This window comes from Pseudoalteromonas sp. T1lg122 (assembly GCF_002964825.1).
Taxonomy (GTDB): Bacteria; Pseudomonadota; Gammaproteobacteria; order Enterobacterales; family Alteromonadaceae; genus Pseudoalteromonas; species Pseudoalteromonas gelatinilytica.
The window spans coordinates 617,766-642,054 of record NZ_PQCG01000032.1 but is presented as its reverse complement, the minus strand read 5'-3'; the positions used below and the strand labels follow the sequence as shown (position 1 = coordinate 642,054).

Genomic DNA, 24,289 nt, shown 5'->3' with positions numbered 1-24,289 from the left:
TTAATGAGAACACACTCTTGAAGTTCAAAAGCCCGACTTAAGTCGGGCTTTTTATTTATTTAAAACAGGGGTAGTGTAGATATTGTCTCTATTTTATAGCGAGAATGACCATGAATACCGAGCAACAGGAAGTCGCCCAATTTGTGATGCAACAAACGCCATTTAATCAGCTCGAAGGTGCTGCTAGTGAGTATTTTGTAAACCATCTCGATATTATTTATCTGACCCGTGAGAATCAAAATCAGTGGTTAAGTTCAGATAATCTAAGATTATTTTTAATTCGCTCTGGCGATTATGATTTGGTCGACCCAAAAGGCGATGTGATCACTAAGTTATCAAGTGGCGATTACTTTGGTTTTCCTTCACTGTTAACCGGCGAAGCAATTCAAAATAGCATTTCAGTGCAAAAGGAAGGCATTGTGTACATGCTAAACCAAGCGGCATTTGATTACTTACGCCGTGAGTATAAAGTGTTTGAGCAGTACTTTGTTCGCGCCCATAAAAACCGTTTATTGTCGTCTCATTATAAAAGTCAAAACGACAGTTGGTCGGAGAAAAAAATTTGCGAATTGATGAATCGCAAAGCCGTCACCTTGGCACCAGATGCAAGTATTCGTCAAACCGCTAAAAAAATGAAACAGCATGGTGTTTCGTCGATTATGTTAACGGAACATGATCGCCTCGTTGGGGTTGTCACCGACAGAGACTTACGCAACCGCGTATTGGCCGATGAGGTTGACCCTCAAGAGTCAGTAAGTAGCATCATGACGTGTAAGCCCAAGTTTATTTTTGAAAATAACCGCGTGTTTTCGGCGCTACACTTAATGCTTAAGCACAATATTCACCATTTACCTGTGCTTGATGAACATCACAAACCCCTAGGTATGCTCACCAGTACTGATTTGCTGCGTCAGCAAAAAAGCGACCCAGTACAATTGATTGGACGAATTTACAAAGCGCACAGCGTGGTTGATTTAAAGCGTTATTCGCAAGAGATACCTGGCTTGTTAAAAGGCTTTTCGAACAATATTGATGACATCTCCTTGATTGGTAAATTATTAAGTGGCTTAACCGATGCACTGACTTCGCGTTTGATCCGTTTGTTTCAAGAAGATAATGGTGCGGCACCAACCAGCTTTAGCTTTATTTGTTTTGGTTCACAAGCACGAGAAGAACAAACGCTGCATTCAGACCAAGATAATGGCCTGTTGCTACCTGATGATCTAACAGACGAACAACATGATTACTTTAAGCGCATGGGCGAGTATGTCTGTGAGCATTTAATTGAGTGCGGTATAAAACGTTGCCCTGGCAATATTATGGCGAGCAATGCAGCGTGTCGAATGGGCATTAATGCTTGGACAGAAAAGTTTCATAAGTGGATCACTTCACCGACACCAGAGGCGATGCTCAATTGTAAGATATTTTTTGATTTACGGTTTATTGAAGGTTCCACTACTTTATATGCGCGCTTTTGTGAGCAGCTAAAACGCATTTCTAAAAATGACTTGTTCTATGCGGCTATGGCGAGCGACATTAAAAATACCCCAGTGCCCATTGGTTTGTTCAATCAGTTCAAATTAGAGAAAGACGAAAAGCAGCATAAATACCTCGACTTAAAAAAACGTGGTGTGGTGATCATCAACGACATAGTGCGTTTATATTCCCTCAAAGCGGGTATTCAGCGTGCTAATACGCAAGAGCGTATTGACGCGTTAATGAAGTTTTCGCTACTCAATAAAGATGACTTATATAACTTAAAAGACTGTTGGCGCTTTTTAACTCAACTGCGTTTGGGCACGCAAATTAACGAAGAGGGATTGCCTAGCAACTGTATTAACCCAAATGCGTTGAATTCATTGGAGCGACATCAATTAAAAGAAGCATTTTATTTGGTTAAGCAGGCGCAACAAGCCGCCGCATTTAAGTTTGCTCGCGGTAGTTTATAGGAGAGGGTATGGTTAAACGCTGGTTAAGTCGGTATTTAGCGCGCAAGCAACTCTTGGCAGCCGATGCCTATAAAGAGCGCTACGTAGTGATAGACATGGAATTAACGGGTCTAGATCCTCGCCAGCACGAAATTGTCTCGGTGGCGTGGGTAATGATAGAAGATCAATGCATTAAGCTCAGCGGTGCACAGCACTTAATAAATAAAGACGTGCAAAGCTTAGAACAAAGTCCGATTTATCATGGTATTGCAAAACAAGACATAGATACAGGTGAAAGCCTCGAAACTATTCTTGGCAAGCTGCATCAGCATTTTGGTGAGTGCATTTTAGTGTTTCATAACGCGGCACTTGATTGGGGGTTTTTAAAACAGGCCTGCAGGACGCTTGGGTTAGATGCAAAGGCGCGATTAATTCTTGATACCTTTGTTATTGAAAAAAAACGCCTGCACCAGCAAGGCCACGAAATCGGCCACGATGATTTAACACTTAGCGAATGCCGTAAGCGCTACAACTTACCGCATTATAGCTCGCACCATGCCCTCACTGATGCGATGGCAACGGCCGAGTTATTCTTAGCACAGTGTCATCAAATTAGTCGAGGTAAGGCATTGAAAGTAGGGGAGCTGGTGTGAATCAGTTAAAATTAAAAGTGCCCCCAGTTGTGCTGCTGTTGATCATTGCGTTGATGATGTGGGGCACAGCTGACTTGTTTATGAGTTTTAGCTTCTCGTTTTTTGCATCATCTTTTGTAGCACTACTCATAGCATTTTCAGGTGTGATGTTTGCTTTATTAGGGGTTTATCAATTTCGTAAGCAAAGCACGACCGTTGATCCTCGAATTCCAGAAAAGTCAGCGAGTCTTGTTACAAGTGGTGTTTATCAAATTAGCCGTAACCCAATGTATGTTGGTATGTTACTAATGCTAGTTGGTTGGGGAATTTATCTTGGTAATATTGCGAGTTTTATTATGTTGCCGGTATTTATTCTTTATATGAACCGATTTCAAATTATGCCAGAAGAAACGTTTATGGCAGAGAAGTTTGGGTTAGCATACCTGCAATACCAAAAATCTGTTCGTCGCTGGCTATAAAGGAATAAAGAGGACAGAAGTTGCTATGGCAGTTGCATTAACTTTGCTCTCATATAAAAAAGTGTAAGGTCGATTACCAAAATTGAGCCATCTAAAACATGCTAAGCAACTTTTATTTCACCTGACCTCTTATAATAATGTGTAAGGTCGATTACCAAAACTGCGCCATCTAAAACATACTAAGCAATTTTTATTTTGGCTGACCTCTTATAAAAACTTCAAAGGTCGATTACAATACCGCCATCTAAAAGGCAGCTGCCTTTATCTGCAAGCAAATAGAGTGGATTTTCTTCTTCATGGCAATCAAACTTGCAATTAATGGTTTTGGTCGAATCGGGCGCAACATCGTCCGTGCTCTGTATGAATCAGGGCTTGAAGATCAAATCAAAATTGTCGCTATTAACGAATTAGCCGACCCTAAGGGCATTGCCCATCTCCTTAAATACGATACATCTCACGGCCGCTTTTCATTCCCTGTTAATCTTGGCGAAGATACTTTAACGGTTGCTAATGACTCTATTGCTTTGTTTGCAGAAGAAAACCCAGCAGAACTGCCTTGGCAAACACTTGATGTTGATGTGGTTCTTGAATGTACTGGGGTGTATCACTCACGTGAACATGCTGAGCTACATTTAAACGCTGGTGCGAAAAAAGTATTGTTTTCGCAGCCTGCAGATGCAGATGTTGATGCCACAATTGTGTATGGTATTAACGATGATGAATTAAAAGCTGAACATACGATTGTTTCAAATGGTTCATGTACCACAAACTGCATTGTACCAGTGATTAAAGTGTTAGATGACGCATTTTCGATTGAATCTGGGGCCATTACGACGATTCATGCCTCGATGCATGATCAGCAAGTCATCGATGCGTATCATCATGATTTACGTCGTACTCGCGCTGCAAGCCAGTCTATTATTCCGGTAGATACAAAGCTTGCTCGTGGTATTGAGCGTATTTTGCCTAAGTTTCATAGCCGCTTTGAAGCCATTGCTGTTAGGGTACCCACTATCAACGTGACGGCGATGGATTTAAGTGTAACAGTGAATACTGATGTGAATTTAGCGACTGTCAATCAAGCACTTAAGTTAGCTGCAAAAGACCGCCTTGACGGTATTTTAAGTTACACTGAAGAGCCATTGGTATCGGTAGATTTTAATCATGACCCACATTCTTGTATCATAGATGGCACTCAGACACGTGTTAGTCATAAACGACTGATAAAGTTGTTAGTGTGGTGCGATAATGAGTGGGGCTTTGCGAATCGTATGCTCGACACTGCGCGTGCGATGATGGCTGTAAGCCAATAATTTATAAATATAATATTAGTATCGTTAACTAAGGAGAAGTCCATGTCGGTCATTAAAATGGCAGATTTAGATTTAAACGGCAAACGCGTGTTAATTCGTGAAGATTTAAATGTGCCTGTAAAAGAAGGTAAAGTGACCTCTGATGCACGTATTCGTGCAGCATTACCAACTATTAAATTAGCGTTAGAAAAAGGCGCTAAAGTAATGGTGATGTCACACCTTGGCCGCCCTACGGAAGGGGAATATGATGAAGCGTTTTCACTTGCCCCTGTGGTTAATTATTTAAATGATGCCCTTGAGCAAACAGTTCGTCTTGAAAAAGACTACCTAGAAGGCGTAGACGTTGCTGATAACGAAGTGGTTGTTTTCGAAAACGTACGTTTTAACGCTGGCGAAAAGAAAAACGACGAAGCACTGTCTAAAAAACTTGCTGCCTTATGTGATGTTTACGTAATGGACGCATTTGGTACGGCTCACCGTGCACAAGCATCTACTCACGGTGTGGGTTTATTTGCTGATGTTGCATGTGCAGGCCCACTACTTGCGGCAGAGCTAGACGCATTAGGTAAAGCGCTTGATAACCCAGCTCGTCCTTTAGTTGCTATCGTTGGTGGCTCTAAAGTATCAACTAAGTTAACAGTACTTGATTCACTATCTAAAGTGGTTGACCAACTTGTAACAGGTGGTGGTATCGCGAATACCTTCATCGCAGCAGCAGGTTACCCGGTAGGTAAATCTTTATTTGAAGCTGATTTAATTGATGAAGCAAACAAATTAAGTGCTGCAGCAAAAGCTAATAACGGTGAAATTCCGGTACCGACTGATGTTGTTGTAGGTAATGAGTTCTCAGAATCTGCAGTGGCAACACTAAAAGATGTGAATGAAGTAACAGACGAAGACATGATCTTCGATATTGGTCCTGATACAGCAAACCAATTAGCAAAAATCATTGCTAATGCGGGTACCGTTGTATGGAATGGCCCAGTAGGTGTATTTGAATTTGACCAATTTGGTAACGGCACACGTGCTATTGCTGATGCGATTGCTAATTCAAGTGCATTCTCGATTGCTGGTGGCGGTGATACGCTTGCAGCGATTGATAAATACGGCATTGCCGATAAAGTTTCTTACATTTCAACAGGTGGTGGTGCTTTCCTTGAATTTTTAGAAGGGAAAAAATTACCAGCAGTTGCTATGCTTGAAGAACGCGCTAAGTAATTAGTGCGTATACCAGCGTAGTTATTAAGTAATTACGCTGGTTCAGCTGTTAATAAAATACCTCTCACCCTTGTTTTATTTACAGCTGTTACGGTAAGCGCGAGCTTTTCGTGATGCAGTGATGCATCAAAAAATAACTTATCCGTTCAAACTAGATAGTAGGAAACTACTGTCGATACAATTTGGAGAATACCAAATGGCTTTAATCAGTATGCGACAACTTCTTGATCATGCAGCTGAAAATGGTTACGGCGTACCTGCGTTTAACGTTAATAACCAAGAGCAAATGCGCGCAATTATGGAAGCGGCTGACAAAACAAACAGCCCGGTAATTGTACAAGGTTCAGCAGGCGCACGTGCCTATGCTGGTGCCCCTTTTATTCGTCATATGATTTTAGCAGCCGTTGAAGAATGGCCTCATATTCCAGTTGTAATGCATCAAGACCACGGTACTTCACCAGGTGTGTGTCAGCGCTCAATCCAGTTAGGCTTTTCATCAGTAATGATGGATGGCTCATTAATGTCTGATGGTAAAACACCTTCAAGCTATGAATACAATGTTGATGTAACACGTCAAACAGTTGAAATGGCACATGCTTGTGGTGTGTCTGTTGAAGGCGAGCTAGGTGTTTTAGGTTCACTTGAAACAGGTGAAGCAGGTGAAGAAGACGGCGTGGGTGCAGAAGGTAAATTGTCTACTGATCAAATGCTAACAGATCCTGAAGAAGCAGCTGATTTCGTTCGTAAAACTAAAGTGGATGCACTGGCTATTGCTTGTGGTACATCACATGGTGCCTATAAATTCACGCGTCCACCAACGGACGATATCTTAGCGATTGATCGCATTAAAGAAATCCACGCGCGTATCCCTAACACGCACTTAGTAATGCATGGTTCGTCTTCTGTGCCACAAGAGTGGTTAGAAGTGATCAACCAATACGGTGGTGAAATCCCTGAAACGTATGGTGTACCAGTAGAGCAGATCATCGAAGGTATTAAGTACGGTGTTCGTAAAGTAAATATCGATACCGATCTTCGTTTAGCATCAACAGGTGCAATTCGTCGTCACTTAGCTTTAAACCCAGCTAACTTCGATCCACGTAAATACCTAGCTGAAGCAACGAAAGCAATGACTGAGATCTGTGTTGCTCGTTACGAAGCCTTTGGTACTGCGGGTCAAGCAGCTAAGATCAAGCCTATCTCTTTAGATGATATGCACCTTAAATATTTATCAGGTGAACTTGATCCACAAATCAAGTAATTGATAAAAAATTGAAAAAGCCGGCTTACATGCCGGTTTTTTTATGATTCGATCAAGGCGGATCAGCGATTTACTTACTCATGTTCGTGAGGATCAGTGTTTTACTAACCTTCGCTTTCACGGATCATTATTTTACTAGTTACGCACTGATCATCGGCTTTTCTTTGCTCAGCTTTTAAACTAAATACTGATCCCCTTAACATTAAATCAACAAGTTACCTTATTCTCTAAGTAAAATACTGATCTCGGGCTGATCAACTTAGTAAAAACCTGATCCTGATCTGATTTGGTTAGTAGATCAGTGATCCGTGATTTTTGTGTGAAATATAGCCACCTTGCCTTGACCAAAAGCCCTTTATGTTCGATTTTTAAGTTACTGCTTAAATTAAGGATCGCTACCATGAACAAACCTGCCATGATGTTGTCGAGCTTTGCAATGTGCTTTATTTCTTTTCATAGTGTTGCCGAAGCCGTAGATGTGTATGGTCGGGCCCATTTAGGGATTGCCAATAGCGACACCGGGGAGGGCAGTAAAACGTCTGTTGAAAGCTACAACTCACGTATGGGTATTAAAGGTAGCGGTGAAATAAGTGATGGTTTAAAAGCCGTATATAAGTTTGAATTTGCAGTAAATGCGGCTGATCAAGATAGCGATGGTAAAACAGAAGAAAATATTACCGCGCGTAATCAATACGTTGGCTTACAAGGAAGCTATGGCCAGGTGGTGCTCGGCCGTCATGATACGGCATTAAAAGTATCGCAAGGTAAAATTGATTTAATGAACGACTTTAATGGTGACATTAAAGCCTTGTTTAACGGTGAAAATCGCCTCGGCGATGTGGTTCATTATAGCTCGCCTATTGTCGGCAATATGCAATTTGTGGTCACCTATATTGCTGAAGATAATTCTAAACAAGATGAAGAAACCGGTGTCTCTGCGGCCTTTATGTATGGCGATAGTAAATTTAAAAATGCGCCTTACTTTGTGAGTGTTGCCCACGACAGTAAAGTAGCCGGCTACGATACTACGCGATTTACGGCGCAAGGTAAATTAGGCGATTTGACGGTAGGCGGTATGTATCAACAAAGCGAAAAAGTCACAGGCTCTGACAAAGAAGATGGCTATTTAGTGAGTGCATCTTACAAAATAGATAAATATAAATTATTAGCGCAATATCAAGATACCGATGGTAGCTTTGGTAAGTTGAAAGATTCGGGCAGTGGTACCTCTGTTGGGGTTGAACGAAGCCTGTCAAAACAAGCACGTATGTATATGTGGTATACGCAATTTTCACTAGATAATAATACTGATGAAGATCACGTGGCAGTCACTATAAGGTATGACTTTTAATCTAAAATTCACTATTAAAGCGTAAAAACTGGCTATTTTTGCATTGATTTTTTTGCGCTTTTTGAATTACTCGTTAGACTTTCATAAAAATGTCATACTTAGTCATAATAATGAAACCAGTTCGCTAACGAAAGAGATAAATTGGAATGTCACGTAAAGTACTAGTCGTCGATGACGAAGCGCCTATCAGAGAGATGCTGGTTTTTGTTCTAGAGCAAAATGGTTTTCAAGCAATTGAAGCAGAAGATTATGACTCTGCAATTGAAGCTATGGTAGAGCCATACCCAGATATGGTTCTATTAGATTGGATGTTACCTGGTGGTAGCGGTATTCAAATTGCTAAGAAATTTAAGCAAAGCGAATACACTCGTCAAATTCCTATCATCATGCTGACAGCTCGCGGTGAAGAAGAAGATAAAGTGCGCGGCCTTGAAGTAGGTGCTGATGACTACGTAACAAAACCATTTTCTCCTAAAGAATTAATGGCACGTATCAAAGCGGTAATTCGCCGTGTTTCGCCAACCTCATTAGAAGAAGCCATTGAAGTACATGGTTTACGCCTTGACCCTATTTCACACCGTGTAACCTCAGAAGGGAGTGAATTAGATATGGGTCCTACAGAATTTAGATTACTGCATTTCTTCATGACTCATCCAGAACGTGTTTACAGCCGTGAACAATTACTTGATCATGTATGGGGAACAAATGTATATGTAGAAGACCGTACAGTTGATGTACATATTCGTCGTCTGCGTAAAGCGATTGCACCATTAGGACATGACCGTTTAGTACAAACAGTTCGCGGTGCTGGCTATCGTTTTTCAAGTAAATTATAAGTGTCATTGGAATGACCTTAACAAGCTAATTTACATACTTAAGGTAAAGTGAGTGTATGTATCGAGTAGTGAATAAACAGGCGTTAGCAAAACGCCTGTTTATGTATTTCTTACCCTTGTTATTAGTTGGCGTACTTGTAGGTGCGCCTTTTTTGCTTTTATTTTTAGGCTCTTTTGCACTTCTAATTTGGCATTATCATCAATTATATCGCCTCAGCGATTGGCTCCTAAATCAACGTAGTTTTAATCCACCGGAAGGTGAGGGAGCGTGGGAACAAGTCTTCGAAGGGATCTATCATTTACAACATCGCAACCGTAAAAAACGCAATGAGCTGGCTGACTTAATTCGCCGTTTTCGTGATGGTGCCGAAGCTGTGCCTGATGCGGTGGTGGTGTTACAAAAAGATCTCAGCATCATTTGGTGTAACCAACTGGCGTTAAAGGTATTAGGCTTAAAATGGCCGACTGATCATGGACAGCGCTTAGATAATCTTATTCGCGATCCTAAGTTTGCTAAGTACATGCATAAAGCCTGTTTCGATGAACCGCTCGAGCTTGATGGTGGCCACAGCTACGATCAAACGTTAGAGTTTCGTGTGATGCCCTATGCAAGTTCGCAGTTGATGATGGTGGTACGTGATGTTACTCGCTTAAAGCAACTTGAGCAGATGCGCAAAGATTTTGTGGCGAATGTTTCTCATGAGCTGAGAACACCACTTACGGTGGTGACAGGCTACTTAGAAATGCTTGATTCAGATAGCTTACCACCTCCTGCAATGTGGCAAAAAGCGCAAACAACCATGCTTGAACAATGTAAGCGTATGGACAGTTTGGTTAATCAATTACTCTCGCTATCGCGTATTGAGGGAGCACGTCGTCAAGATAACGATAAGCCGGTTAATGTGCCGCAGCTACTTACCTATATTCAAACCGAAGCACAGTCATTAAACCAAGATAAAGGTCATGAGCTTATCTTTAATGTTGATGCAAGTTTAGATATTAAAGGGGCTGAAGACGAATTACGAAGTGCCTTTTCTAATCTTGTGTTTAACGCCATCCATTACACCAAGCCTGGTGGCAAGATTGTAGTTGATTGGCAGCTTAAAAATAACCAAGCCGCGTTTAGTGTGACTGATAATGGTGATGGTATTGCTGCTGAACATATTAACCGTTTAACCGAGCGTTTTTATCGCGTTGATAAAGCGCGTAGCCGCACAACAGGTGGGTCTGGATTAGGTTTAGCGATTACAAAACATGTACTTACAAGGCATGACAGTCGTTTAGATATCAGCAGTAAATTAGGACAAGGCTCGACCTTTGCGTTCGCATTTGGTAGCGAAAAAGTCGTGCGTATAACAGATAATATTAAAAAAACGGCAAAGTCATAAAAATGTCATTTAAGGGTAATCTAACTGTCATCTAGTGTCATTAGAGTAGACCGCAGTTAGGAAATGGGACGAACAAATCGGAGTAACCCCTATGAAATTCAAAAATCTCGTTGCCGCAATGGGTGTGGCTGTAACAACATTTGTATCAGCACAAGCAGCTGCAGTTGATAAAGATATGCCTGAGTACACTAAAACAAGTGGTATCTCTGGTAATTTCTCATCTGTTGGTTCTGACACTCTTGCTAACATGATGACGTTCTGGGCAGAAGAGTACAAACGCTTCTATCCAAACGTAAACATCCAAATCCAAGCAGCGGGTTCTTCAACTGCTCCTCCAGCATTAACTGAAGGTACAGCAAACTTCGGCCCAATGAGCCGTCGTATGAAGTCAAAAGAAATCGAAGCTTTCGAAAAACGTTACGGCTACAAGCCAACTGAAGTACGCGTTGCAATCGATGCTCTAGCTGTATTCGTACATAAAGACAACCCAATCAAAGGTTTACGTATTGACCAAGTTGATGCGATTTTCTCTTCTACACGTAAATGTGGTGCTGAAGCAGAAGTTAACCGTTGGAGTGAAGTAGGTCTTGAAGGCGATTGGGCTGCAAAAGATATCCAACTTTACGGTCGTAACTCAGTATCGGGTACTTACGGTTACTTCAAGAAGAAAGCACTTTGTAAAGGTGACTTCCGTAACAACGTAAACGAACAACCTGGTTCTGCATCTGTAGTACAGTCAATCTCTTCTTCAGTGAATGCGATTGGTTACTCAGGTATCGGTTATAAAACATCAGGTGTACGTACAGTACCACTTGCTAAGAAAGGCGATAACTTTGTTGATGCGACATTAGAAAACGTAGCAACAGGTAAATACCCACTATCTCGTTTCTTATACGTTTATGTGAACAAGCACCCTAACAAGCCTCTTGCACCAATTGATGCAGAGTTCTTAAAAATGGTTCTTTCTGTAGACGGTCAAAAAATTGTTGAGAAAGATGGTTATGTGCCACTTTCAGGAAAAATGGCAACAGCTGAACTTAAAAAGCTAGGCCTTCTGTAACAACCATACAGACATAGATGAAAAAACCGCTCATTGAGCGGTTTTTTTTCGTTTAGCTTTTGGCAAATAGTTTTGCCTTAATGCGTTGCTGGGCAAGGCGTACTTGCTTACGCTTTTTACCCGAAGGTGCCTTAAAGCTTTGAATTGGCATTACCGTAGGGTATTCATTAGGCAATGCTGGCACACTAAAGTCAGCGTGCTCATCTTTAGGCAAACCAATCTCTTGTTGATGTACACGAAGTGCCGCTAAGGTATCATCGTTTTCAACTTCACTTGGGCATAAAAATAAACCCATTTTACGCATTTTAACACCTAAGCCGATGCTGCTTGAGTAGCGTACAATTGGCGCTGCTAAAACAAGGCCCACTAAAATAGGTGATAACCACCAAAAGGAAGGTCGGTGTGTAATAGTAAGCAACCGAGCCCCAAATAATCGCAGTAATAGTCGAAAATAGCGTATAACCAATCGCTTCTTTCCACGGCACCATTCTGCCTTCACGAGGCTGTGCATCCCAGCTAACTTTTTTACCTAAAAATACGCACACGACAAAATAGCTATGGAATACCATCATTAGCGGCGCAATTACAATGGCAAAAACCGTTTCGATGAGTGAACCTGCAATTAGCTTCATCGTGCCACCAAAGGCTTTATTACGGTGTACTAAAGTCACAATAACACCCATTAATTTAGGCAGTAACAGCAGCACGGCAGTAATAAATAACAACGAATCAATTAAATCCGTTTTGGCAATTTGCCAGGTTGGGAAAAGCTGATAAGCATGGTTAAAGTACACGTCGCTATTTAGTGCCCGAGTCACTGCATCTAAGGTACTTAATGCCAGCATCGATAACCAAATTAACGATGAGATATACGCCGTAGCACCGAATAAAAAGTGCATTTTACTCATTAGCTTAAGGCCTGATTTAGGCAATAAACCTAAATGCTGGATATTTCCTTGCACCCAACGTCTATCACGAATCGCGTAATCGAGAATGTTACTTGGCACTTCTTCGTAGCTACCTTCAACATCGCTAAGCAGCAACACATCCCAACCACTTCGGTGTAGCAGTGAAGCTTCAACAAAGTCATGACTTAAAATTTCACCACCAAATGGGGCATTGCCTTTTAAAACCGGCAGGCCGCAGCATTTTGTGAATGCTTCAACGCGAATAATCGCATTGTGACCCCAGTAGTTTGCTTGGTTTGTTTGCCAAAAAGCAGAACCGGTTGCCAACATTGGGCTATATAAAATCGATGCAAACTGTAAAAAGCGACCAAAAAACGTGTCTTGGCGAACCGGGATCGGGATTGTTTGGATCAAGCCTGATTTTGGATTGCTGATCATGCTAGAAGTTAGCTCAAGCATACACTGACCGGTCATAATGCTATCGGCATCAAGCACAATCATGTGATCGTACTGGCTGCCCCAACGCTCACAAAAGTCGGTTAAGTTACCTACTTTACGGTGTTTGTTGTCTTCGCGGCGACGATAAAAAGTATGCGCTGCTAAATCACCTAAACGCTTAGTAAGAGCATTCCATGCTTTAAGTTCATTACGAGCAATTTCAGGGTCTTGCGTATCACTGAGCAAGTAAAAGTCGTAATGTGGCATTTGCCCTGTTTTTGCCAGCGAGCGAAGGCTAACCTCAAAACCGGCAATTACACGCTCGGTATCCTCGTTATAGATAGGCATAACAATGGCTGTTTTAGTTTGGCTTAAGGCATGCTGATCAATCTCGATTGGTTTTTGACGTTTTAAGGTCAACGGGTCAATACGAAATAATTGCAGGATGAAGCCCATACAGCCACTACAAAAGGCTGTAACAATCCACGCGAAGGTGACTGTAAATAATGCTAGTAAAGCGTACTCAAGCGGTGTCATGCCGTTAGAATTTAAAATATCGAACATGATCCACACGCCATAGGCGGTAATGGTGAGCGCTAGGCTCGAAAAAAGCCAAGCGCGGGTTTTCTTAAAAGGCATTGCTGTTGCTTCTAATGCTTTACTATTGGACGTCGTTTGGATACCAGACATAGCTCCATACCTCGCTGATTTCTTTATCACGTAGTTTTAACGATAAGCGCATATCAACTGGCTTATCTCCCTCTGGCGCCACTTTAAAGGCTACGCGCCATCCTTGATTGTTTGGTAACTGCTGTACCGTTTTATCGCTTACTTGACCTGAAGACAGGGTTAAATCGGCCATCATGGCAAAATTAGCGGATAGTTGATTAATGGTTTCACCACTAAAATCTACGGTAAATTGACGATGACTTTTCGGTGGCGGATTCTTCTCACCCGGAAGTGCAGCACTACCAATTCGGGTTCTTAACACACTCGCTTTATCTTGAGTTGCAAGCGTGGCATTGAAAGTTGAAAGCTTGTAACTAAAGCTTAAGTTGTCACCGGCTTTCATTGGCTGCTCTGGCACCCAATAGCTAACAATATTGTCGTTGGTTTCTGTATCTGTTGGGATCTCAACTAACTCAACGCGTCCTTTACCCCAGTTACCCAGTGGCTCAATCCACATGCTTGGACGATTGTGATAATGGGCCTCAGTATCAAGGTAGTTATTAAAATCACGGTCTCGCTGTGCAAGACCAAAGCCTTTCGGGTTCTCGTAGCTAAATGAAGTGACACTTAGCTTCTTCGGGTTATTCAGTGCGCGCCAAACCCATTGACCTTGCTCTGATTGCATTAAAAGGCCGTCAGAGTCATGTACTTCAGGGCGGTAATCATCAAAAAACTTAGTACTATTTTCACCGTGATAGAACATACTTGTTAGCGGGGCAATGCCGAGCTTTTTGATGTCTTTGCGGGCAAAAATTTGCATTTGAGTTTTCACTTCAGTGTTGGTCGAAGGCGTTAATTCAAAACGATAGGCTCCCGACACTGATGGGCTATCTAATAATGCATAGAGCACGATAGTGGTATCTTCGGGTGCCGGTTTTACTAACCAGAACTCTTTGAACACGGGGAATTCTTCACCTGAACTGAGTGCTGTATCAACCGCAAGACCACGCGCTGACAGACCATATACTTGGTGCGGGCCAACTAAACGAAAATATGAAGCACCTTGGAACACAGCTACTTCGTCTTTGTACTGGTTGTTGTTCAGTGGAAAGTGTAAACGAAAACCTGCATGGCCAAGTTGTGTATTAGCAATAGCGGTGCTGATCTCTTGCTCTAACGGAGCAGCGGTTGCATCGTAACGATAGTAATCTGTTTTAAAAGGTAAACTTTTTACTTCAGCATTTTGTTCAAGGGTATTAATCGCCACCGGTGAGCGATATAAAAAGCCAGGGTGGAATAACTGCACTTCATACAGGCTTTGATCTTTCCAAATTGCTTGCTCAGTACGAAAACGGATTGCACGGTAGTCTTGATAACCAATGCTAGTTAATGCTTCAAGCTCTAATTCTTTAGGCGCTACATACGGCTCAGAGGCTAATTTTTTCGCACGTGCAGTGATAACTTCAAATAGCTTTTCTTGCGGAATAGTGATCATTGCAGGCTTAAGCTCAGCAGCATTTTCCTTTACTTGCTGTTTTTCATTTTCGGTTGCTTGAACCTTGACGGCTGTTTGTTCTGTTTCAGTCGCTTTTGGCTGGTCTGGATCTTCAACTGCGTAACTATGACCTGCACTCATGGCTAATAATACGCCCAAGAAGGTCTTCTTTTTAACAGCGCTGAAGAGCTTAGTTCGGGTTTCTGGTCTCATTCAATTTTCCTTTAGCCGTAAATCACATTAATTCATTCATATCTCTTAGCAATTACTGAACCCAAAATAAAAACTAATAATCTCAATGGCTTTGAGTTGGTACAGCGAAATGCGAAGAGTAAAATTTTGAAATTAGTGAGAAACAATTACACGGTTGCAGTTGTTTATTCGTCACCAATATGGAGAAGTTTAATGAACGAAAGCTTGCCCTAATATGAATAGCTTAAAGGATAAACAAAAATATGAACAAAATTACCAGAGGCTTAATTTTGCAAGCGAAATTGTAATCGAGGAGGGGAGTGTAGGCACCGAACAGGTTTTCAGTGCCTTAGAAAGGCAAGCCGTGTTATTTAACTTCACCTAACTTTTCTGCATTGGCTTTACATTGGTTGTAAGCTTCAATGCATTTGTTGCTACAGACTTTATGAACTAAACCATCAGCGGTGCTTTGCTGTTCACAGCTCGCTTCACATTGATAGTTTTGCTGAGCACATTGCTGCATTTCTGGGTTTTCAATTTTGTTTGAGCAGGCAGACAGTAATGTCATTGCAAAAAATGTTGCTGCAATTGCTGGTAATTTTTTCATGCTTATCCCTAGTTTATGTCTTTTCTTTGCAATCCATCTTACCCAGATTGTTGCTATTTAATCCAGCTCAACTTGTAAATTGTCAATTAAACGTACTGAGCCTAAATAAGCAGCAGCTAAAATAACAAGTTGTTTGTCAGTTGTTGTTGCAGGCTTTAATGTTGAGCGCTCTGCAATTGCGTAGTAGTCAGGCTTAAGACCTGCATCTTCAAGCTGTGCTTTTGCATCAGCCTCAAGTGCTGCAATGTCTTTGTTGCCTTGCTTAAGTGCTGTTGCTGTATTATTGAGAGTGGCAAACAGTACTTTTGCGGTGTCTTTTTGCTCATCAGATAAATAGCCATTGCGAGAACTCATTGCTAAACCTGAGATTTCTCGGCAAGTAGGTACGCCAACAATTTCAACTGGGATAGATAAATCACGCGTCATTGTTTTAATAACTTGCAGCTGCTGAAAATCTTTTTCACCAAAACAAGCAAAGTCAGGTTGTACTAAATTAAATAGCTTAGTAACAACGGTTGCAACGCCTTTAAAGTGACCAGGACGCGAGCCTCCACAGTAACCCATAGAAACACCCGGTACATCGACAAAGCTTTGCTCGCCTAAACCATTTGGGTAAATTGTTTCAACCGAGGGAGTAAACACGATATCAGTACCAAGTTCAGCCAAACCTTGTTTATCTTCGTTTAGTGTACGCGGATAACTATCAAGGTCTTCATTGGCACCGAATTGCATCGGGTTTACAAAGATACTCACAACAACCTTATCAGCAAGCGTCTTGGCTTTTTCAACAAGTGAAAAGTGACCTTGGTGTAAATTGCCCATGGTAGGTACTAGCGCAATGCTCAGGCCAGCTTGACGCCAAGCTTTGATTTGACTGCGTAACGATTTAATTTCAGTGATTGATTGCATTTATTTAAACTCGTGTTCGGCACTTGGGAAAGCACCACTTTTTACATCTTCACAATACTTTTGCACTGCTGCTGGCATATTGCCGGTTTCTAATAAAAAGTTCTTTGAGAACTTAGGAATATAACCTGCAGAAATACCAACTAGGTCGTGCATTACTAAGATTTGACCATCGGTTTGATTACCCGCACCAATACCAATGGTAGGAATATTCAATTCATCAGTAATACGTTTAGCAAGCTCACTTGGAATACATTCTAAAACAAGTAACTGTGCACCTGCCGCCTCAAGTGCTTTTGCATCACTGACCATTTTATCGGCTTGAGATTGCTCACGACCTTGAATTTTAAAACCGCCAAATACATGCACTGACTGAGGTGTTAAGCCTAGGTGACCACATACAGGAATACCTTGCTGTGTCATTGCCCGAATGCTGTCGTGCAGCCATTCGCCGCCTTCAAGCTTGATCATGTTTGCCCCAGCACGCATCAACTCTGCTGCATTTTTACAGGCATCAGTTGGATTGGCATAGGTCATGAAGGGTAAGTCAGCAATCACAAATAGCTCTCGGCTACCTGCACGTACGCAGCGTGTATGATAAGCAATCTCACTGTTGGTCACCGCTAATGTGTCATCACCACCTTGCAATACCATACCTAGTGAGTCACCGACTAAAATCACCTCGACGCCATTATCATGAAACAATTTAGCAAAGCTGGCGTCGTAAGCCGTTAATGCGGTGATTTTTTGTTGTTCTTGTTTCATTTTATTGAGAGTTGAAACGGTGATTTTAGACATAATTTCCTCTAAGGCTTAGCCTTGGTTGATTACTGCTGAGGGAGTTGTTGTAAATCGTTTAAAGGCAACGTTTTTGTTATATCAGCAAGTGATTGATTATTCGGTAGTACAAGCGTTGGTGCTATCTCAAATAATGGATAAACAACAAATTCTCGCTCTGTTAAGCCATAATGAGGCACAGTTAAGCGAGGGGTGTCTATCACGTCATTACCGAACAATAAAATATCTATATCAAGGGTACGAGGACCCCAGCGTTCTTCTTTTCTAACACGGCCATGTTCAAGTTCAATGGCTTGAGTTAAATCAAGCAATTGTTCAGGCTCAAGTGCAGTTTTAACACACGCGACCGCATTTACATAATCTGGTTGATCCTGCGGTCCCATGGGTTTGCTTGCGTAATCATGAGATACACAAACAAACTCAACATCTTTTAATGCTTTTATGGCAGCGACAGCGGCATGTATCTGTTTGCGTGGTGCATTTAAGTTAGCACCTAAACCTAAATAAACAGTCTGCATGCTTAGTCTACTTTTTTCTTACGAGGGCGACGACGGCGTTTTGGGCCACCTTGGTGCCCTAAATTTTTAACCATCTCTTTTTGGCCATTGATGTCTTGGCTCAAGTAAGCTGTCCACCAATCTGCAAGTTCTTTATGTTGCTCTTCACCGGCTTGTACACGCAGTAATAAAAAGTCATAGGCAGCTTTGAAGCGGGGCTGTTGAGTGAGCCTGTAAGCGCGCTGACCGCCTCGTTTATCAAGACGCTGCTGAATATGCCAAATATCGCGAGCACCCAAAGTGAAGCGTTTTGGAACCGCGACATGTTGTGCACTTTCACTAAGTACTTTATTCATTGCTTGAGCAAATGCATCGTACTCTGAAAGCTGATCGCGTTGTTGTAGCTTCTTAGCAATACTGAGTAATGGGAACCACAATAAGGCTGCAAAAATAAAGGCCGGCGTGACTTTTTTATCTGCATTGATACGCTTATCGGTGTTTTTAAACATTTGCAGAATAAACGCATGCTCAAGGCCATCAGGATTGGCATCTAAGATTTTATCAAGTGCAGGGAATAATGCTTTGAATAAGCCATATTGGCGTAGCATTAGGTAGTTTTCTTCAGCTTTACCGTTTAAGAACAATTTAAGTGATTCTTCGAATAAACGAGCTGGCGGAATATGGTCAAGTAAATTAGCAAGGCCTTTAATTGGTTTTTCGGTGCCAGGCGCAATGCTCATTCCCAGTTTGGTAGCAAAACGCACTGCACGTAACATACGCACAGGGTCTTCACGGTAACGTGTTTCTGGGTCGCCAATCAATTCAATTTGTTTTGCTTTTATTGCGCTAATACCATTGGCATAGTCATAAATACAAAAATCGTTTATTGAGTAATACAGTGCGTTAATTGAAAAGTCGCGGCGTTCGGCATCTTCTTCGATACTGCCGTAGACATTATCGCGCAGGAGTTGGCCGTGTTCACTTGATTGACTAATTTGATTTTTACTTTCGTCAGCTTCGTGATGACCACGCATGGTCGCTACTTCAATAATTTCTCGACCAAATACAATATGCGCTAAACGAAAACGACGACCAATTAGGCGACAGTTACGAAATAGCTTTTTGATTTGCTCAGGCGTTGCGTTTGTTACAACGTCGAAGTCTTTTGGCTGTTGGCCTAACAATATATCTCGAATACAACCACCAACTAGGTAGGCATCAAAACCACCTTCTTTTAGGCGGTACAATACTTTGATTGCATTTGGGCTAAATTGTTTGCGTGAAATACCGTGTTCACTGCGCTCGATCACCAAAGGTAACTCGCTCGTTGGTAAAGCATCACTCGATGTCGTGGCATTTGGGCCAATAATCTGCCGACAAAATTGAAAAAGCTTGGAAATAATAATCTGTCTCCTACGACGCGGACTTTGCGACTCATCAAGTATAGCGTTTGTTTGTTACTTCGCCGATGTGAGATTGACGTGTAATCAGTGTGTTTTACTTGGCGCTAAAATAAGCTGTTGATGATTCGCACACTTTGGGTCGCTATCATATACCAGCAGGGCAGAAAAATTAAGTTACTCGGCCTTTAAAATTGGCAATTTATTTTTCAATAGTAACAAAGTCACAAAAAGGAGAGTTTGGATTTTCGCTGACCGTATTTCTTGCACCTTTGGGATGTGTTCAAGACGGTAAGTTTCCACTGCCCAAGCTAACATTTGTTCGATATTTAACGATAAAAGAGCGCTTTCTGGCTTTAGTCCTAAAAAGTGAAAAGCATCGAACAAAGCGGGCTTAGGATCTGATTTTGCTATTGCGGGGGCGTAATTTTGCTTTGATAACTTAAAACCCGGCTTAGCAACCGCTAAAGGTAGATGAGCGTAATCGGGCGCAGGTTTATTAAGCTGCTTAAATAAACTAAGTTGTCGTGCGGTTGGCTCTAGTAAATCAGCGCCGCGCACAACATGTGTTATACCTTGTGCAATATCGTCAACCACTACAACGAGTTGGTAGGCAAATAAACCATCGCTACGCTTTATTAAGTAATCTTCTTTGGCAAGTTGGCTATCAATACGCACCTCACCTTGAATTAAATCATGGTAGTGGCTGGTCGCAAATTGCTGGGTTAAACGCAGTGCTGAGTCAGAAAGCCCATGACTTTTATCTCGGCAATGGCCTTGGTAAATGCCCCCGATAGCTTTGATTTCTTTACGAGTGCAGTGACATGCATAAACTAGGTTTTGTGAGATTAGTTCATTAACAATAGCTTGATATTGCTCATGACGCTGGGTTTGGTAAATGACGGATTCGTCCCAATGTAGGCCGTAAGCTTCTAAGGTGTGTAATATATCGTCGCTAGCACCGCTGACAACACGCGTTGTGTCGATATCTTCAATGCGTACTAACCATTTTCCTTGATTGGCTTTAGCATCAAGGAAACTACCCACAGCCGCTATAAGTGAACCAAAATGTAATGGCCCAGAAGGTGATGGCGCAAAACGGCCACGATATTCACGCGTTGGCGTGTTAACGGCTGTGGTAGACATTGGCTAATTAAAGGATATTAACCGCGTCCAGATTGTTTTTCTTTAATTTCCGCAAGCGTTTTACAGTCTACACATAAATCAGCTGTAGGACGCGCTTCTAGGCGGCGGATACCAATTTCGATACCACAAGATTCACAATAACCAAAATCGTCTTCTTTGATTAATTGAATCGTTTTCTCAATTTTCTTGATCAGTTTACGCTCACGGTCACGAGTACGAAGTTCTAATGAGAATTCTTCTTCTTGTGCTGCACGGTCTACTGGATCTGGAAAGTTAGCTGCTTCGTCTTGCATATGCGATTTAGTACGGTCTACTTCGTTACGTAAATCGTTACGCCAAGCTTCTAAAATTGTTTTAAAATGAGCACGTTGTGCATCATTCATATACTCTTCACCTGGCTGTTCTTGATATGGTTCCAACCCGGCCTGAGCCAATAACCCTAGTTTTTTTTGGTCTGGCATAACTTTCTCCTAAATCCTTAATATTTTGCCCAGCGTTAGCCGGCGGCTATAAATAGCAGAATCATTAGATTGAGGCAAATTTATTTTTAATTAATCCTCTTGACCTCGGACTAATGATTGCTCAAATAATTATGGGCGGTGTTATAAGCCCTTAACTATCCGTAAATTTTTTAAATTTGCTAAGTTATATGGGCAAAAAAAAATAATACAACTTAAATCGTGCTTTTATTGTCGTTTTAGTAAAAGAGTAGCTTAGGCGATGAATGGGCATTTTTCCTGTATTTTTATCTCATCAGCATATATTTTTGCTTTGTAAGCAATAACTTCAACGCCTTTTTCAATTGCATCAGTTAAAAGTTGTGCGTATTTAGGGTCAATATGAGTTGCCGCACTTACTTGGTTAATACCTTCATGTAAAACAGCAAATAAAAGGACCGCACGATGTCCTTGCTGCACCATTTCGACAAGCTCTCGAAGGTGCTTTTGGCCACGCTCAGTTTTTGCATCGGGAAAATACCCTTGCCCAGACTGCGGCTCTGTTTGCGACAGTAAGGTCACTGACTTGACTTCAACATAACAATGAGGTTTTTGATCATCTGTTAATAAAAAGTCGATGCGGCTGTTTTCTTGGCCGTATTTTACTTCTGCAGCAATGGTTTGGTAGTTTGCAAGTTCAGCAATCGTGCCTGCTTCGAGCGCCTCTTGCACAACATTATTTGCTATAGCCGTATTTACACATATCAATTGGTTAAATTGGTTCTGGGTTAATTGCAGCGAATGAGGATATTTGCGTTTGGCATTATCGCTTGTTGAATAGAAAGCATTAAAGCCAGGCTCTGCACAGCCTGTCATTTTGCCGGTATTAGCGCAGTGAGCTGTAAACTCTTCTCCGTCAGCCGTTTTTAAGTCAGCTAAAAAGCGCTTGTAACGCTTAATTAAGGTGGCTGATTGTAATGCGGGAGTAAATTTCATAACTTTAAATAATTCGTTTTTCTTTATTGTATGTGATTCAAGACAAGGATAGAACCAAACAGCATAACGCTATTTATCGCAAGCTGTTGGGAACTGACGAAGGCTGTAGTAAACTCAAGCAACATTTTTAGCGCAAAGAGTATTCTAACATGTCAGAAAAATTTCTAGTTCAACTTAGCGAGCAGGGCGCTGCCGCACATTGGGGCGAAAAAGCCGCTCTTTCTTTTACTGAACAAGGCGCAACTGTTCATCTAACTGAGCAAGATACACTTAAAAACGTACAAAAAGCAGCACGTACGTTAGCTAATCAAGGCTTAAAAAATATTGCGTTAGTAGGCGATGTTTGGTGCACTGAATCTCAATGGGCTTTCTATCAAGGCTTTGTTTCACCTAAGAATTTAGATGCGATTGAATTTGTTGAAAATGCAAAAACAGACAGCAAAGAATTAGCTTCTTTAAAGCAAGCAGCGACGTGGGCTCGTCAAATGATCAATGGCACAGCTGATGATATTTTCCCAGAAAGCCTAGCCGGTAAAGCGGCGGAGTTTATTCAGTCATTAGCGCCTGAGCACGTAAGCTACCAAATCATTAAAGGTGATGCTTTATTGGAGCAACAGTGGATTGGTATTCACGCGGTAGGTCGTGGTAGTGAGCGTCCACCGGTATTATTAGCATTAGATTACAACCCAACGGGTGACGAGAACGCACCTGTTGCGGCTGCTTTAGTTGGTAAAGGCATTACGTTTGACTCAGGCGGTTATTCTATCAAGCCAAGTGAAGGCATGTTAGGTATGAAGTGCGATATGGGTGGTGCTGCTACAGTAACTGCGGGCTTAGCGCTTGCTATCAGCCGTGGTATCAACAAACGCATTAAACTATTCTTATGTTGTGCAGAAAATCTTATTTCAGGTCATGCCTATAAACTTGGCGATATCCTTACTTATAAGAATGGTACAACGGTTGAAATCGTTAACACTGATGCAGAAGGCCGTTTAGTGCTTGCTGATGGCTTAATGGCTGCAGGTGAGTCTGGTGCGCCATTAATCATTGATGCAGCAACACTAACAGGCGCTGCGCTTGTTGCTGTTGGTCAAGAGTACAATGCATTGTTTGGTCTTGATAAAGAGCTTGTACGTGACGTACAAGACTTTGCAGAGCAAGAAATGGAAGCCGCTTGGCCATTACCACTTGAAAAATGGCACCAACAAAACTGCCCATCGCCATATGCAGATACTGCAAATAGCCGTCCTCAAAAAGGCGGTGGTTACGGTGGCGCTTCTAATGCGGCTGGCTTCTTATCACGCTTTGTGCCAAATGAAGGCAAAGGTTGGGTGCATATTGACCTTGCGGCTGCATTTAACATGGGCAGCACAAGCGAGTGGGCTGCTGGCGCGACAACACAAGGTATGCGTACCGTTGCAAGAACATTACTAGAAAAAGCATAAGCAATTATCTTTTTTTAGTTAATTAAAAGCCCCTTAACTTTATCTAAGTTAAGGGGCTTTTTTGATCTAACAGGTAATTTTACAAACTGATACAAGCTTTTTTGAGTAAATTAGTATAAAATCCCGCCCCACATTTTCTCATCCTGTGGTTAGTTTTTATTAAATTAGCTACACTTGAATGATCATCCACACTGGGGTCTCTATTTATGTCAGATAAGTGCTATATTACTGCGCAGCAGCTTCTTGAAGATTCATTTCGTGTTGCGGCACAAGTTTATGAAGATGGTTTCCGTCCTGATTTCATCATTGGTATTTGGCGTGGTGGTGCTCCAATTGGTATCGCAGTTCAAGAATATTACGATTACAAAGGTATCGAAACTGACCATATCGCAGTGCGTACTTCTTCGTATTACGGTATTAACCAGCAATCTAAAGAGATCAAAGTTCACGGTTTGCATTACATCATTGAAAATGCCAATGCAGATAACTCATTACTAATCGTTGATGACGTATTCGATTCTGGTCGTAGTATTGTTGCATTAAAAGAAAAGCTTTCTGAACTAATGCGTTTGAACCTACCACGTGATATCCGCGTTGCATGCCCATACTACAAGCCGAAAAACTCAAAAGTAGACATGGTGCCAGATTATTACATTCATGAGTCTGAAGAGTGGCTTGTGTTCCCGCATGAGCTTTCAGGCCTAACGCCAGATGAAATCATCGAAGGTAAGTCTGATTTAGCGAATATCCACGACATTTTACTGGAAAAGTAACTTCGCTCAAAATATCAAAAAAGGTTCCTAGTGAGCCTTTTTTATTGCCTGTAATTAAGAGTAGTTTAAGTTGCACAAATTTATTGATGCTTATCACTAAAGAGAAGATTGGTGTT

Annotated in this window: 21 protein-coding genes and 1 pseudogene; 12 read left to right on the top strand and 10 right to left on the bottom strand. The window is 41.7% G+C overall.

Going from position 1 to position 24,289, the window contains the following annotated elements; all coding sequences use genetic code 11:
* The first annotated feature begins 110 nt into the window (after positions 1–110).
* From C2M33_RS15325 to C2M33_RS15275, 10 genes are all read left to right on the top strand, one after another.
* Positions 111–1,949 carry a DUF294 nucleotidyltransferase-like domain-containing protein gene (locus C2M33_RS15325; protein ID WP_063703533.1) on the top strand — a complete coding sequence of 613 codons (1,839 nt, stop codon included), beginning with the start codon at positions 111–113 and terminating at the stop codon, positions 1,947–1,949.
* A gap of 8 nt (positions 1,950–1,957) precedes the next feature.
* Positions 1,958–2,581, top strand: a complete 624-nt coding sequence (locus C2M33_RS15320) for a 3'-5' exonuclease (protein WP_054560884.1) — start codon at positions 1,958–1,960, stop codon at positions 2,579–2,581.
* A complete protein-coding gene (locus tag C2M33_RS15315) occupies positions 2,578–3,039 on the top strand; it encodes a methyltransferase family protein (protein ID WP_105174838.1) in 462 nt (153 codons plus the stop codon). Before C2M33_RS15320 ends, C2M33_RS15315 begins: the two co-directional genes overlap by 4 nt.
* 296 nt (positions 3,040–3,335) lie before the next feature.
* Complete coding sequence (epd, locus tag C2M33_RS15310) at positions 3,336–4,352, top strand: erythrose-4-phosphate dehydrogenase (protein WP_063703258.1); 1,017 nt, start codon at positions 3,336–3,338, stop codon at positions 4,350–4,352.
* A 42-nt stretch (positions 4,353–4,394) separates the two neighbouring features.
* Complete coding sequence (locus C2M33_RS15305) at positions 4,395–5,570, top strand: phosphoglycerate kinase (RefSeq protein WP_105174837.1); 1,176 nt, start codon at positions 4,395–4,397, stop codon at positions 5,568–5,570.
* Between the two features lie 196 nt (positions 5,571–5,766).
* Positions 5,767–6,831 (top strand): class II fructose-bisphosphate aldolase, encoded by a 1,065-nt coding sequence (fba, locus tag C2M33_RS15300; RefSeq protein ID WP_063703260.1) that lies wholly within the window; start codon positions 5,767–5,769, stop codon positions 6,829–6,831.
* A 400-nt stretch (positions 6,832–7,231) separates the two neighbouring features.
* Entirely contained in the window at positions 7,232–8,182 is a 951-nt protein-coding gene (locus tag C2M33_RS15290) for a porin (RefSeq protein ID WP_105174835.1), read from the top strand.
* Positions 8,183–8,328: 146 nt separating this feature from the next.
* On the top strand, positions 8,329–9,018 hold the full coding sequence (phoB, locus tag C2M33_RS15285; protein ID WP_036970740.1) for a phosphate regulon transcriptional regulator PhoB: 690 nt from the start codon (positions 8,329–8,331) through the stop codon (positions 9,016–9,018).
* A 56-nt stretch (positions 9,019–9,074) separates the two neighbouring features.
* Positions 9,075–10,406 (top strand): phosphate regulon sensor histidine kinase PhoR, encoded by a 1,332-nt coding sequence (gene phoR, locus C2M33_RS15280; protein ID WP_063703263.1) that lies wholly within the window; start codon positions 9,075–9,077, stop codon positions 10,404–10,406.
* A gap of 91 nt (positions 10,407–10,497) precedes the next feature.
* Entirely contained in the window at positions 10,498–11,466 is a 969-nt protein-coding gene (locus C2M33_RS15275; protein WP_063703264.1) for a PstS family phosphate ABC transporter substrate-binding protein, read from the top strand.
* Positions 11,467–11,518: 52 nt separating this feature from the next.
* Here the strand turns inward: C2M33_RS15275 and mdoH are convergent.
* The 10 genes and pseudogenes from mdoH to sfsA form a co-directional block, all read right to left on the bottom strand.
* Positions 11,519–13,502: pseudogene (gene mdoH / locus C2M33_RS15270) on the bottom strand (glucans biosynthesis glucosyltransferase MdoH).
* Positions 13,474–15,189 carry a glucan biosynthesis protein gene (locus C2M33_RS15265; RefSeq protein WP_063703266.1) on the bottom strand — a complete coding sequence of 572 codons (1,716 nt, stop codon included), beginning with the start codon at positions 15,187–15,189 and terminating at the stop codon, positions 13,474–13,476. The pseudogene mdoH and the gene C2M33_RS15265 overlap by 29 nt, the downstream one beginning before the upstream one ends.
* Positions 15,190–15,535: 346 nt before the next feature.
* The gene (locus C2M33_RS15260; RefSeq protein WP_370625252.1) at positions 15,536–15,736 is read right to left on the bottom strand and encodes a hypothetical protein; all 201 of its coding nucleotides are present in this window, start codon (positions 15,734–15,736) and stop codon (positions 15,536–15,538) included.
* 96 nt (positions 15,737–15,832) lie between these two features.
* Complete coding sequence (gene panC / locus C2M33_RS15255; protein ID WP_063703268.1) at positions 15,833–16,684, bottom strand: pantoate--beta-alanine ligase; 852 nt, start codon at positions 16,682–16,684, stop codon at positions 15,833–15,835.
* A complete protein-coding gene (gene panB / locus C2M33_RS15250; protein ID WP_063703269.1) occupies positions 16,685–17,479 on the bottom strand; it encodes a 3-methyl-2-oxobutanoate hydroxymethyltransferase in 795 nt (264 codons plus the stop codon).
* Positions 17,480–17,508: 29 nt separating this feature from the next.
* The gene (gene folK, locus C2M33_RS15245) at positions 17,509–17,997 is read right to left on the bottom strand and encodes a 2-amino-4-hydroxy-6-hydroxymethyldihydropteridine diphosphokinase (RefSeq protein ID WP_063703270.1); all 489 of its coding nucleotides are present in this window, start codon (positions 17,995–17,997) and stop codon (positions 17,509–17,511) included.
* 2 nt (positions 17,998–17,999) lie between these two features.
* Positions 18,000–19,286, bottom strand: coding sequence for a polynucleotide adenylyltransferase PcnB (pcnB, locus tag C2M33_RS15240; protein WP_229677565.1), 1,287 nt, complete (start codon positions 19,284–19,286; stop codon positions 18,000–18,002).
* A gap of 267 nt (positions 19,287–19,553) precedes the next feature.
* Complete coding sequence (gene gluQRS, locus C2M33_RS15235) at positions 19,554–20,522, bottom strand: tRNA glutamyl-Q(34) synthetase GluQRS (protein WP_105174833.1); 969 nt, start codon at positions 20,520–20,522, stop codon at positions 19,554–19,556.
* Positions 20,523–20,539: 17 nt separating this feature from the next.
* The gene (dksA, locus tag C2M33_RS15230) at positions 20,540–20,983 is read right to left on the bottom strand and encodes an RNA polymerase-binding protein DksA (protein WP_063703275.1); all 444 of its coding nucleotides are present in this window, start codon (positions 20,981–20,983) and stop codon (positions 20,540–20,542) included.
* A gap of 252 nt (positions 20,984–21,235) precedes the next feature.
* Positions 21,236–21,955: a DNA/RNA nuclease SfsA gene (sfsA, locus tag C2M33_RS15225; RefSeq protein ID WP_063703277.1), complete on the bottom strand. Its 720-nt coding sequence runs from the start codon at positions 21,953–21,955 to the stop codon at positions 21,236–21,238.
* Between the two features lie 149 nt (positions 21,956–22,104).
* Here sfsA and pepB point away from each other — a divergent pair, with 149 nt between their 5' ends.
* Together pepB and C2M33_RS15215 are read left to right on the top strand one after the other, a co-directional pair.
* Positions 22,105–23,400, top strand: coding sequence for an aminopeptidase PepB (gene pepB, locus C2M33_RS15220; RefSeq protein ID WP_063703280.1), 1,296 nt, complete (start codon positions 22,105–22,107; stop codon positions 23,398–23,400).
* Between the two features lie 206 nt (positions 23,401–23,606).
* Positions 23,607–24,173 (top strand): phosphoribosyltransferase, encoded by a 567-nt coding sequence (locus C2M33_RS15215; protein WP_063703281.1) that lies wholly within the window; start codon positions 23,607–23,609, stop codon positions 24,171–24,173.
* Positions 24,174–24,289: the final 116 nt, after the last annotated feature.

Bases quoted from the DNA above. Each gene is read 5' to 3' on its own strand.
- panB (WP_063703269.1), bottom strand. From the start codon at position 17,479: ATGTCTAAAATCACCGTTTCAACTCTCAATAAAATGAAACAAGAACAA.
- C2M33_RS15265 (WP_063703266.1), bottom strand. From the start codon at position 15,189: ATGAGACCAGAAACCCGAACTAAGCTCTTCAGCGCTGTTAAAAAGAAG.
- epd (WP_063703258.1), top strand. From the start codon at position 3,336: ATGGCAATCAAACTTGCAATTAATGGTTTTGGTCGAATCGGGCGCAAC.
- gluQRS (WP_105174833.1), bottom strand. From the start codon at position 20,522: ATGTCTACCACAGCCGTTAACACGCCAACGCGTGAATATCGTGGCCGT.
- phoR (WP_063703263.1), top strand. From the start codon at position 9,075: ATGTATCGAGTAGTGAATAAACAGGCGTTAGCAAAACGCCTGTTTATG.
- fba (WP_063703260.1), top strand. From the start codon at position 5,767: ATGGCTTTAATCAGTATGCGACAACTTCTTGATCATGCAGCTGAAAAT.
- C2M33_RS15290 (WP_105174835.1), top strand. From the start codon at position 7,232: ATGAACAAACCTGCCATGATGTTGTCGAGCTTTGCAATGTGCTTTATT.
- phoB (WP_036970740.1), top strand. From the start codon at position 8,329: ATGTCACGTAAAGTACTAGTCGTCGATGACGAAGCGCCTATCAGAGAG.
- pepB (WP_063703280.1), top strand. From the start codon at position 22,105: ATGTCAGAAAAATTTCTAGTTCAACTTAGCGAGCAGGGCGCTGCCGCA.
- C2M33_RS15325 (WP_063703533.1), top strand. From the start codon at position 111: ATGAATACCGAGCAACAGGAAGTCGCCCAATTTGTGATGCAACAAACG.
- C2M33_RS15320 (WP_054560884.1), top strand. From the start codon at position 1,958: ATGGTTAAACGCTGGTTAAGTCGGTATTTAGCGCGCAAGCAACTCTTG.
- dksA (WP_063703275.1), bottom strand. From the start codon at position 20,983: ATGCCAGACCAAAAAAAACTAGGGTTATTGGCTCAGGCCGGGTTGGAA.
- panC (WP_063703268.1), bottom strand. From the start codon at position 16,684: ATGCAATCAATCACTGAAATTAAATCGTTACGCAGTCAAATCAAAGCT.
- C2M33_RS15215 (WP_063703281.1), top strand. From the start codon at position 23,607: ATGTCAGATAAGTGCTATATTACTGCGCAGCAGCTTCTTGAAGATTCA.
- C2M33_RS15275 (WP_063703264.1), top strand. From the start codon at position 10,498: ATGAAATTCAAAAATCTCGTTGCCGCAATGGGTGTGGCTGTAACAACA.
- sfsA (WP_063703277.1), bottom strand. From the start codon at position 21,955: ATGAAATTTACTCCCGCATTACAATCAGCCACCTTAATTAAGCGTTAC.
- folK (WP_063703270.1), bottom strand. From the start codon at position 17,997: ATGCAGACTGTTTATTTAGGTTTAGGTGCTAACTTAAATGCACCACGC.
- C2M33_RS15305 (WP_105174837.1), top strand. From the start codon at position 4,395: ATGTCGGTCATTAAAATGGCAGATTTAGATTTAAACGGCAAACGCGTG.
- C2M33_RS15260 (WP_370625252.1), bottom strand. From the start codon at position 15,736: ATGACATTACTGTCTGCCTGCTCAAACAAAATTGAAAACCCAGAAATG.